Source organism: Anaerophilus nitritigenes (assembly GCF_004138215.1).
GTDB lineage: Bacteria > Bacillota > Clostridia > Peptostreptococcales > Thermotaleaceae > Anaerophilus > Anaerophilus nitritogenes.
In genome coordinates this window covers 1-11,384 of record NZ_RYYS01000086.1, presented here as the reverse complement: position 1 = coordinate 11,384, position 11,384 = coordinate 1, and the positions used below count along the sequence as shown (strand labels likewise).

General features: G+C 31.2%; 10 protein-coding genes. 5 read left to right on the top strand and 5 right to left on the bottom strand.

Annotation, left to right across the window (positions count from 1 at the left end; genetic code table 11):
- Nucleotides 1-87: 87 nt before the first annotated feature.
- The 5 genes from EK368_RS12500 to EK368_RS12480 all read right to left on the bottom strand — a co-directional run bounded on the left by EK368_RS12500 (nucleotide 88) and on the right by EK368_RS12480 (nucleotide 5,127).
- Nucleotides 88-1,083: a M42 family metallopeptidase gene (locus EK368_RS12500; RefSeq protein WP_129600206.1), complete on the bottom strand. Its 996-nt coding sequence runs from the start codon at nucleotides 1,081-1,083 to the stop codon at nucleotides 88-90.
- Complete coding sequence (locus tag EK368_RS12495) at nucleotides 1,080-2,102, bottom strand: M42 family metallopeptidase (RefSeq protein ID WP_129600205.1); 1,023 nt, start codon at nucleotides 2,100-2,102, stop codon at nucleotides 1,080-1,082. The genes EK368_RS12500 and EK368_RS12495 overlap by 4 nt, the downstream gene beginning before the upstream one ends.
- Nucleotides 2,093-3,145, bottom strand: coding sequence for a M42 family metallopeptidase (locus EK368_RS12490; protein ID WP_129600203.1), 1,053 nt, complete (start codon nucleotides 3,143-3,145; stop codon nucleotides 2,093-2,095). The genes EK368_RS12495 and EK368_RS12490 overlap by 10 nt, the downstream gene beginning before the upstream one ends.
- 75 nt (nucleotides 3,146-3,220) lie before the next feature.
- The gene (locus tag EK368_RS12485) at nucleotides 3,221-4,438 is read right to left on the bottom strand and encodes a 2,3-bisphosphoglycerate-independent phosphoglycerate mutase (protein WP_129600201.1); all 1,218 of its coding nucleotides are present in this window, start codon (nucleotides 4,436-4,438) and stop codon (nucleotides 3,221-3,223) included.
- Between the two features lie 5 nt (nucleotides 4,439-4,443).
- Nucleotides 4,444-5,127, bottom strand: a complete 684-nt coding sequence (locus tag EK368_RS12480; RefSeq protein ID WP_129600199.1) for a BON domain-containing protein — start codon at nucleotides 5,125-5,127, stop codon at nucleotides 4,444-4,446.
- A 233-nt stretch (nucleotides 5,128-5,360) separates the two neighbouring features.
- On the opposite strand from EK368_RS12480, the gene cdaA reads away from it, so the two are divergent.
- The 5 genes from cdaA (at nucleotide 5,361) to glmM (ending at nucleotide 11,241) form a co-directional block, all read left to right on the top strand.
- On the top strand, nucleotides 5,361-6,182 hold the full coding sequence (cdaA, locus tag EK368_RS12475; protein WP_129600197.1) for a diadenylate cyclase CdaA: 822 nt from the start codon (nucleotides 5,361-5,363) through the stop codon (nucleotides 6,180-6,182).
- A complete protein-coding gene (locus tag EK368_RS12470) occupies nucleotides 6,175-7,467 on the top strand; it encodes a CdaR family protein (protein WP_165000447.1) in 1,293 nt (430 codons plus the stop codon). The genes cdaA and EK368_RS12470 overlap by 8 nt, the downstream gene beginning before the upstream one ends.
- Before the next feature lie 266 nt (nucleotides 7,468-7,733).
- Nucleotides 7,734-8,642 (top strand): phosphate butyryltransferase, encoded by a 909-nt coding sequence (gene ptb / locus EK368_RS12465; RefSeq protein ID WP_129600193.1) that lies wholly within the window; start codon nucleotides 7,734-7,736, stop codon nucleotides 8,640-8,642.
- 19 nt (nucleotides 8,643-8,661) lie between these two features.
- Nucleotides 8,662-9,735: a butyrate kinase gene (gene buk / locus EK368_RS12460; RefSeq protein WP_129600191.1), complete on the top strand. Its 1,074-nt coding sequence runs from the start codon at nucleotides 8,662-8,664 to the stop codon at nucleotides 9,733-9,735.
- A gap of 159 nt (nucleotides 9,736-9,894) precedes the next feature.
- Nucleotides 9,895-11,241, top strand: a complete 1,347-nt coding sequence (gene glmM / locus EK368_RS12455) for a phosphoglucosamine mutase (protein WP_129600189.1) — start codon at nucleotides 9,895-9,897, stop codon at nucleotides 11,239-11,241.
- The last annotated feature ends 143 nt before the right edge of the window (nucleotides 11,242-11,384 follow it).

Here is an 11,384-nt window from a genome sequence, read left to right as displayed (position 1 = left end):
TGGGAGAGCACCTGCCTTACAAGCAGGGGGTCATAGGTTCGATCCCTATTGCGCCCACCAAAATAAAAACATCTAAGACATTTTGTCTTAGATGTTTTTATTTTGCAATATTTTAGAAAGAAGAGAAATGGCATTTTCTATATCTTTTTTATGAATAGTTTCAGATGGACTATGTACATATCTACAAGGAATAGAAATTACTCCTGAAGGAACACCACTCTTTGTAAGGTGAATCGCACCTGAATCTGTACCACCAAATTCAAGGATTTCTAATTGATAAGGTATATTATTTTCTTTTGCTGTATGGATCATTAAATTTTTCACAGTAGGATGAACCAATAAAGAATTATCTTTTATTTTAATAGCTGGACCTTCTCCTAATTTTATGGCCATATGTTTTGCTTTTGGAGTATCTCCAGTACTTGTTACATCTAAAGATATTCCTAAGTTAGGATCAATTCCAAACGCTGCAGTTTTAGAACCTCTAAGACCTAATTCTTCTTGTACTGTAAATACAAAATAAAGTTCATGAGGGGTTTGTTTTATTTTTTTAATTGCTTCTATGGCAATAAAACAACCGATTCGATCATCTAAGGCTTTAGATGTAATAAAGTCTCCTAAATCATGATAATCTCCTAAAAATGATCCTACATCTCCTAATGACACTTTCTTTTGTGCATCCTCTTTTGTAGTGGCACCAATATCTATATACATTTTTTCAAGTTTTAAATTTTTCATATCCTCTATATGTTCCATACCGATAATTCCTACTACACCATTTGCAAATTGTACACGTTGATAAAGAGAAGTAAAGCTAGAAACTCCTCCCATATTGGCAAATCTTAAAAATCCATTATCATCTATACCTGTTATAATAACTCCGATTTCATCCATATGACTGGCAATCATTATTTTTTTACCAGTTCCATGTTTAATAGCTATGAGGTTTCCCATGGTATCTGCTTTGATTTCATCTACATAATCTTTGATTTCTTCTTTAATGATGGTTCTTATTTGTTCTTCATTTCCAGAAGGACCATAAGCTTGTGTAAGCTTTTTTAATAGATTATATGAAGGATTCATATTATTTCCTCCTTTTTAAGATTTTTTAATAAAAGATCTACAAGATTTAGCATATTTTTATAATCATTTTTATTTATAACACATATTGGAGAATGAATATATCTACAAGGAACAGAAAGAGCTACTGTAGGAATTCCTTCTCTACTAGTATGAATAACACCTGCATCGTTTCCGCCTTTTATTGTTTGTTTAAGCTGAATAGAAATATTATTATTTTGAGCTATTTCTATTACTTTTTTTACTAAATTTTTATTATAATAAGTCCCCATATCTGCAATAGATAAAGCAGGACCTTCTCCTAGCTTTGTAGAAAAATGAGGAGCATCTACATCTGTTAGATCATGGCAAGTAGTAGCCTCAAGTACAATAGATAAAGCAGGATTTAATCTATAGGCTGCAACTTTTGCACCCCTTAGACCTACTTCTTCTTGAACTGCAAATAAAGCATGAATGGTGCAGTCATAATTATTTTTTAAAAGATTGATAAGCATTGCACAACCTACTCGATCATCTAGTGCTTTAGCTTTTATAAGATTTTCTCCAAACTCTATGTAATCACTACAAAATGAAATATAGTCTCCAATAGATACTAATTTTTCTGCTTCTTCTTTAGATTTAGCACCAATATCAATATAAAGTTGGTCATGTTTTAGGGCTTTTTTTCTCTCATCAGGTTTTTGAAGATGAATGGCTTTTGCACCAATAACTCCTTTAATTTTTTCTGTTCCAATTTGAACTACTTTTGAAACTAATATGCGATCATCTATGCCCCCTACAGGCAAGAATTTAACAAATCCTTTATCATCTATGGCCTTTACCATTAGGCCCACTTCATCCATATGGGCAGACACCATAATAGATGGAAGATTATTTCTTCCTTTTTTTGTAACAATTAAATTTCCAATAGGATCGATAACGATTTTGTCTACATAAGGTTTTACTTCTTGAAGTATTAGATCTCTTACTTCTTTTTCATTTCCTGAAACTCCGCAGCTTTGTGCTAATTTTTTTAATAACACAAAAATCCCTCCCAATCTTCACCATTTAGACTGGAAATAAAATAAGCTAGCATTCTTGCTGTATATTTTATGTCTAAAAGATCTATAGTTTCTACTGATGTATGCATATATCTTAGTGGAATGGATAAAAGAGCTGTTGCTACTCCACATCCTGCAATTTGTATAGATCTTGCATCTGTTCCAGAGTTACCAGGGCTTATTTCTACTTGATAAGGAATATTGTATTCTTTACCTATGGTCTGAAGACGATGATGAATATTTGGATGAATATTGGCACCTATACAAATGCCAGGACCTTTTCCAAGTTCTAAGGTATCATCTTTAGATAACTCAGGAGTTCTTCCAAAGCCTACATCTATGGCAATTCCTATATGAGGGGAGATTTCATAAGCACTTACCATAGCTCCTCTGGTTCCTACTTCTTCTTGTACTGTACAAACAGCATATACATCTGCATCATGCTTTATATTTTTAAGTTCTTCAAAACAGTGGATCATAGCTAAAATTCCTGCTCGATCATCTAGTGCTTTTCCTGCTACTTTATTGTTTTTTAAAGAGACCATTTCTCTTTTTATGGTAATGGGGTCTCCTATTTCGATGATTTGTTTGGCTTTTTCATAAGAAAGGCCTATGTCTATGAGTAGATCTTCAGTTTTTATAGATTTTTCTCTTTCACTTGGATCTTGTAGATGAGGTGGTTTTGTACCAATAAGCCCAAATAATTCTTCTTTTCCATGAATGATTACTTCTTGAGCAAGAAGAGTTCTTTGATCTACTCCTCCGATGTTTGTAAATTTTATAAAACCATTTTTATCGATATCTTTGACCATAAGACCGATTTCATCCATATGTGCTGCAAGCATAATTTTTATAGGATTCTTAGAAGTACCTTTTTTATGGATGATGAGATTTCCTAATTTGTCTGTATAAATTTCATGTGCATACTCTTTAAAAAAAGAAGAGATTTTATTTGATAGAGTATGTTCATAACCTGAAATACCTGATTCTTCAAGCATTTCTTTTAATAGATCATTTTTGTACATTATATTCCTCCTTTCTATAACTCTATGATTCATATTATAGCATACAATGGTAGAATATTACTTCTATAGAATTTATTAAGCTCCAAATTTATCTAGCCGTTTGGCATTTGCAAGCAAGAGTCCCATTAAATAACGACTTTCAAAAAATCCTAAACCTCCTAAATTACAAGCATTTTCATGAAATCTATCTACATCATCAATTCCAGAAAAATCACTATGAAGAAGAACTGGCATAGGATGAAAGCTATGTGATCTCATCACACAAGGAGTAGAGTGATCTCCAGTAATAGCTAATACATCAGGCATATGATCTAGTAAAATAGGAAGAGACTTATCTACTGTTTCTATGCATTTTACTTTAGAATCAAAATCTCCATCTTCTCCAGCTTGATCTGTTCCTTTTACATGAATGAAGAAAAAATCATATTTTTGCTTATAATTTACATAAGTTTGAAATAGTCCTTCTATAGAGTCAGGAGCAGGTAAAAGAGTCATACCTAATAAAGATGCAATTCCTCTATACATAGGATAGGAGGCGATTGCTGCAGACTCTAGAAGATATTTTTCACTTATAGAGGGAATTTTAGGTTTAGAAGCAATTCCTCTTAATAAAAAAGCATTAGCAGGAAATTGTTCTTTTAAAAGTTCATAGCCTTTTTTCATAAATTTGTTGATGACTTGTGCTAAAAATTGTGAAGGTGTATTTTTACCATTTGCTAAAAGAGGTGCTTTTCCTTCTACTAAGGGGTCTGTATCATTAATAAGAGAGCCAATCTCCTTTTGTTTGCTTCTAAATATAGTAACAAATCGATGTCCTTTTCCAGATTTTATAATAATTTCTACTCCATCTATTTCTTTTATAGTTTGTAAAATCTCACATAATTTTTGTGTTATTTCTGTAGAAATTCTTCCTGCTCGTCGATCTGTAATGATACTTTCTTCATTGATAGTGGCAAAATTACATCTAGCAGCTACATCATGAGCTTGAAGTGAAAAATCAATTCCAATAGCTTCTAAAACTCCTCTTCCTATAACATTTTTAAGAGGGTCATATCCAAATAGTCCTAAATGTCCTGGACCACTTCCTGGAGTAATCCCAGGAAGGATTGGATACATACGTCCCAGAACAGATTTTTTAGCCAATTGATCTAGATTAGGAGTGTGAGCATATTCTAGAGGAGTTTTGCTATAAAATTTAGGACTTCTAATATCTCCTAATCCATCTAATACTAAAAGGACAATTTTAGAATTATTTTTTTTTATGGTAGATTGAATAATTTCTTCATAATGCATATGACTTACCTCACTTTAAGTTTATTGATTACCTTTGTGACTCCTTCTACACCCATAGATATTTCTTTTGCAATTTCCATTTCATTTTTATTATTTACATAACCTGATAAAGTAAGCTTGCCATTTTCTACTGAGTGAGCAATATCTTTATAACTAAGATTGGTAGTACTTAGAGCTTGGGTCACATAACTATTAACCGTAGAATCATCATATTTATTATAAGAATCAATAGATATATTATTGACTACATCTTTTATACCACGTACACTTGCTGCAACATCTAAAGCGTTATGAGCATCTTTTAGAGTGTGTACATATCCTAAAAGATTTGCAACTCCATTTTCAATTTTTACTCCTACACTACTTAAATGAGAAACTCCTAAAAGTTTTTGGATCACTTCTTTTTCCATGTGTTTATCTGTAAAATTATGATCCATAGCTACTGTAATTTTATTTTCTATCTTTGTAGGGCCTTGTATTTTTTTTACTATATTTTCAGCCATTTTTTTTTCAGCAAGCACATCTACCATTCCAGAAAGATTGACATGACCATCTCTACAAAAAACATTAATATCCATGGCACTAGCTTGCATTTTTTCTTCTAATAGATCTTTAATAGTATCTGTAAGTAAATCATCTTTACTTGGCATTTTTTCATTTGGAATATGTTTATATATTTTTTTACTCATTAAAATCTTTCCTTTCTATATTTTCATTATTATTTATTTTGCCAAAAAACAAAAGAATCATGTAAAAGGATTATAAATATTACATTTTGGTATCAAACTTCTATAAGGGAGGAAAATAGTGTAAAATAAGAAATGAAAATTAAAATAAATTTGTATACTACTTGAAGGGTTTTAACGATATGTATTAGAATAGTATTAATAAGTCAGTAGGAATCTCAAAAGAGGTGTTGACAATGAAAGAAATCGTAGAGATATTTTTAAATATTGGCATGCGAGATATAATCGATATGGCCATTGTAGCCTTCGTTTTTTATAAACTTTTGATGCTTATAAGGCAAACTAGTGCAGAGCAAGTTTTAAAAGGTTTGGTAGTACTCCTAATCGCTACAAAGCTTAGTGAATGGGCAAAGCTTTATGTAACAAATTGGATTTTAAAAAATGCTATGACGCTAGGTATGATTGCAGTTTTAATTGTATTTCAACCAGAGCTTAGAAGAGCACTAGAGCATATAGGAAGAACTAAATTTTTTACAAAATCTTTGGTAGAATTATCCGATGAAGATTTGGATCAAAACATTTCTGAGGTAGTGGAAGCTGCTACTTATCTTTCAAGAAATAAGATAGGAGCTTTAATTATTATTGAAAGAGAAACAGCTATAGGGGATGTATTAGAAACGGGGGTATCTATTAGGGGGGATATATCTTCAGCACTTCTTATTAATATTTTTATTCCAAATACTCCTCTTCATGATGGAGCTGTGATTATTAGAGAGGATACAATTATGGCAGCAGCTTGCGTACTGCCTCTTACAGGAAATCCTAATCTTAGCAAAGAATTAGGGACAAGACATCGAGCAGGTATTGGAATCACTGAAAAATCTGATGCAGTAGCAGTTATGGTATCAGAAGAGACAGGAGCTATTTCTGTAGCAATGGATGGAAAAATTTCTAGATATTTAGATGCAAAAACTTTAAGATCTGTTCTTAGAAATGCATACAAACCAGAAGATGAAAAGCCTTTATTTAGATGGAAATGGAGGCGGAAAAATGAATAACCTATGGGATCAAATTAAAAACAATATAGAAAATAGCAGATTCTTTAGTAGAAATACTATGCCAAAGATCATATCTATTATTTTTGCTGTAGTTATGTGGCTTTATGTTATGGGAGAAATTAATCCTCAAGGTATAATTGAAATTGAAAATGTACCTGTTCAACTTTTGAATATAGAGGATTTACGAGAATCTGATCTTGTAGTCATAGGTCAAAAGAATTTTACAGTAAAAGCAAAGGTAACTGGAAGAAGAAGTGATATTTATAAGATTAGCTCTCAAGATGTGAATGTAACAGCAGATCTAAGAGGATTTAGAAAAGGTGTAAATAGTGTTCCTATTGAAATAAGTGGACCTTCTAAAGTAGAATTAGATGTTTCTCCAAAGCAAATCAAAATTACATTAGATGAAATTGTAAAGCGCCAAAAACCTGTAGAGATAAAAACAATAGGAAAATCATTAGAGGGCTTTGAACCAGGGGTAGCTTCTATTTCTCCTAATGAAGTTTTAGTAGAAGGACCTGAGAGTCTTATGAATACAGTACACTTTGTTGAAGCACAAGTAAATGTACAAAATATAAAGGAGGATATTGTAAAAAGACTCCCACTAAAACCTATAACACGATTAGGAAAAGAAGTAGGAGGAATAGAGGTTAAAAATAAATATGTAGATGTAAATCTTCCTATTCTAAGAACTAAAAAAGTTCCTGTATCTGTTTCTTATGAAGGAGAAATTCAAGATGGACTAAAAATAAAAGAAATAAAAATGAGTCAAAATCAAGTAATTATTAAAGGAAAAAAAGAAGAAATAGATTCAGTCACACAAATACAAGCAAAGTCTATTTCGTTAAAAAGTTTACAAAAAACAACTAGAAAAGATATAGAACTAATCTTGCCACAAGGAGTAGAGATTTCTAAAAAAGAGAAACCTCCTTATATCATCATAGATATAGAAAATATAAAAAGTAAAGAATTTACATTTACAAAAGATGAAATCAATATAGAAAATATACAAGAAAATTATATCATTGATAATAGTAAGTTTCCTTCTTCTATAAAGGTAAAAGTAGAAGCTATTGAAAGTATTTCAGAGAATATAAATAAAGAAGATATGAAGCTTTCTATAAATGGAGAAGGATTAACAGAAGGATTGTATTCTGTTAAGATCAATTGGAATTCAAATCAAAAATTTGAAAAAGTTACGATATATCCTGAAAGAGTAGATTTGATTATTAAAGGAAAAGATGTAGTTCCTGTGCAAGGAGAAACACAAGAAAATACAAGATAAATAAAATTGCATACCTATAGGTGTGCAATTTTTTATAATACATAGGAAATTATATACTTTATAAAATTGTGGATAAATATATAACTTCCGTTATGTATTTCAAAAAAATCTACTTATAAATCTTTTAGAGGAAGAGTTTTTTAAAAAATCAAAATTTCTACAAAATATGAGAAAATTTTTACAAATTATGCTAAAATAAAGTAAAATGTTTTATTAGTTTAATATAGAGTAAGTTTATAAAAAAATAAATAGAATGAGGTGAGAAAATGAAAAAAATGGATGAAGTGATGAAGTTGGCACAAAAAAAAGAAACAAAAACTATTGCTGTAGCAGTAGCTCAGGATAAAGATGTCCTAAAAGCTGTAGATCAAGCTAGAAGTCTAGGAATTATCAAAGCAATTTTAGTAGGAGATGAAGAAGCAATCCAAAAAGTTTGTAAAGAAGAACAAATAGATGCAGGGCAATATGAAGTCATTCATGAAAAAGATTCACAAAATGCTTGTTTAAAAGCAGTGGAATTAGTATCTAGTAAAAAAGCACATATGGTTATGAAAGGGCTTGTAGATACTTCTATCGTACTAAGAGCGGTACTAAATAAAGAAGTAGGTTTAAGAAGTGGCAAAGTACTAAGTCATGTAGCTGTATTTGAGATTCCTAAATTTGATAGACTTTTCTTGATAACAGATGCAGCTATGAATATAATCCCAGATTTAAAGACCAAAAAAGAAATAATTGAAAATGCAGTAGAAGTTGCTCATTCATTAGAGATTAAAACTCCAAAGGTGGCTATACTTTGTGCAAAAGAAAAGGTAGATAAAAATATGCAAGCAACCATAGATGCAAAAGAATTAGAAGATATGAATAAAGAAGGAAAAATAACAGATTGTATTGTAGGAGGTCCCTTTGCACTAGATAATGCAGTAAGTGAAAAAGCTGCAAAACATAAAGGAGTGGATCATCCTGTTGCAGGGAATGCACAGATTTTACTTGTACCTAATATTGAAGCTGGAAATGTTTTATACAAGTCTTTAGTATTTTTTTCAGATGCTAAAAATGCAGGAGTTATTGTAGGTGCAAAAGCTCCTATTATTCTTACATCAAGAGCAGATAGTCAAGAAAGTAAATTAAGTTCTATTGCTTTAGGTGTTTTGATGGCAGATTTTAAAAAACGATAATATAGAAAGAAGGATACATATGACAAAGTTTAAGATTCTTACTATTAATCCCGGATCTACATCCACAAAGATTGCTGTATTTGAAAATGAAACATCTATTTTTGAAAAAACATTAAGACATTCATCTGATGAAATTAATCAATATGAAAAGATTTATGATCAATATTCTTTTCGTAAAAAATTGATTGTAGATGCATTAGAAGAAAATAAAATAGATATTAAAAGCATTGATGCAGTAGTAGGAAGAGGTGGATTTTTAAAACCTATTGAAAGTGGTACATATAAAATTGGAGAGAAGATGCTTGAGGATCTTAAAGTAGGAGTAAGTGGAGAGCATGCATCTAATCTTGGAGGAATTATTGCAAATGAAATCGCAAAGCCTATTTCAAAACCATCCTTTATTGTAGATCCTGTAGTCGTAGATGAACTAGATGATATAGCAAGAGTATCAGGGGTTCCTGAGCTTGAGAGAAAAAGTTTTTTTCATGCTCTAAATCAAAAGGCTGTTGCAAGATTAGCAGCACAAGAGTTAAATAAAAAATATGAAGAAGGAAACTTTATTGTAGCACACATTGGAGGAGGAGTTTCTGTAGGAGCTCATAAAAGAGGAAGAGTAGTAGAGGTAAATAATGCATTAAATGGAGATGGTCCTTTTTCTCCAGAAAGAAGTGGAGGACTTCCAGTATGGGATTTAGTTAAATTATGTTCTTCAGGAAAATATTCACTCGACGAAATAAAAAAGAGGATCAATGGAAAAGGTGGACTAGTAGCTTATTTAGGTACCAACGATGGAAGAGAAGTAGGAAAGATGATGAAAGAGGGAAATAAAAAGGCAGAATTAATTTATAAGGCTATGGCTTATCAAATTGCAAAATATATAGGAAGCTGCACTTGTGTATTAAAGGGAGAAGTAGATGCTATTATTCTAACAGGTGGTATTGCTTATGATCAGAAGTTTATAGAGTGGATTAAAGAGTATATATCTTTCATAGGAAAAGTTATTGTATATCCTGGAGAAGAAGAATTAAAAGCTCTAGCTCAAGGAGCTTTAAGAGTATTAAAAGGAGAAGAAAAAGCCAAAGAATACAAATAAACTAACGAATTTTTTCGTTAGTTTTTTTCTATAAGAAAAGAGATGTGGCAAAAAATTGAACAGTTATATAAAATGTGATAAAATAATATAGATTTACTATTTACAATAAACATAATAAAAAATAATAAGGATAGACTAGAATGAGAGGAGTCTACTTATATGGGAAAGTTATTTGGAACTGATGGAGTAAGAGGGATTGCAAATACGGAATTAACAGCAGAATTAGCATATAAACTTGGAAGATTTGGTTCATATGTATTAACTCAAGGAAAGAAAAAAGCAAAAATTGTTATTGGAAAAGATACAAGAATATCAGGAGATATGCTAGAAGCAGCATTAGTGGCTGGAATTTTATCTACAGGTTCAGATTGCCTTTGTGTAGGAATCGTTCCAACTCCAGCTGTAGCGTATTTAACTAGATATTATGGTGCAGATGCAGGTATAGTCATTTCTGCTTCTCACAATCCTGTTGAATACAACGGAATTAAATTTTTCAATGAAGAGGGTTTTAAGCTTGCAGATGAAGTAGAAGAAAAAATAGAAGAATTGATTTTAAATGATCAGGATATAAATGTACATCCATCTGGAGAACATTTAGGAAGAAAAACAGAGATTGATGATGCTATTAAGCAGTATTCAAATTTCTTAAAAACTACTATTGATGTAGATTTAAGGGGAATGAAAGTTGCTGTAGATTGCTCAAATGGAGCATCTTATGTAGCGGCTCCTGCATTATTAGCAGCATTAGGTGCAGAAATAAAAATTATACACCATAAACCAGATGGATTAAATATCAATCTAAATTGTGGGTCTACCCATCCAGAGGATTTAAAGCAACTAGTAATTGATTGGGGAGCAGATGCAGGGTTGGCTTTTGATGGAGATGCAGACAGACTTATTGCTGTAGATGAAAAAGGTCATCTTGTAGATGGAGACAAAATCCTAACGATTTGTGCAACTCACTTAAAAGAAAAAGAAAAACTTAAAAAAGATACAGTAGTGGCAACAGTGATGAGTAACATGGGACTTCAAAAGGCTTTAGAAAAAGCAGGGTGTAAGGTAGCTACTACGAAAGTAGGAGACCGATATGTTCTTGAAGAAATGCAAAAAAAAGGATATGTATTAGGGGGAGAACAATCTGGACATATTATCTTTTTAGAGCATAATACTACAGGAGATGGACTTTTATCAGCTCTTCAATTTTTAAGTGTAGTCAAAGAAAGAAAACAATCTGTATCAAAGCTATCTAGTATGATGACTACATATCCACAGGTACTTGTCAATGCAAAGGTAAGTAATGATAAAAAATTAAAGTATATGGAAGATGAAGTCATCTCTAAAGAAATTCAAAAGCTTGAAGAAATTATGGATGGAGAAGGAAGAGTACTTATAAGACCTTCTGGAACAGAACCATTAGTAAGGGTAATGCTAGAAGGAAAAGATCAAAAACAGCTTGAAACTCTAAGTTACGAATTAGTAAAATTAATAGAAGAAAGATTAAAATAAAAGTACTTTTTATGTACTTGTGAATAAAATATATTATAAATTTCTATACGGATTAGAGAAATGAGTTTATAGACAAAGTCATAAAAAACGTCACTAAATTTTCAAATTTGGAAAATATAAAGAAACGATCGAAAATAGCATTA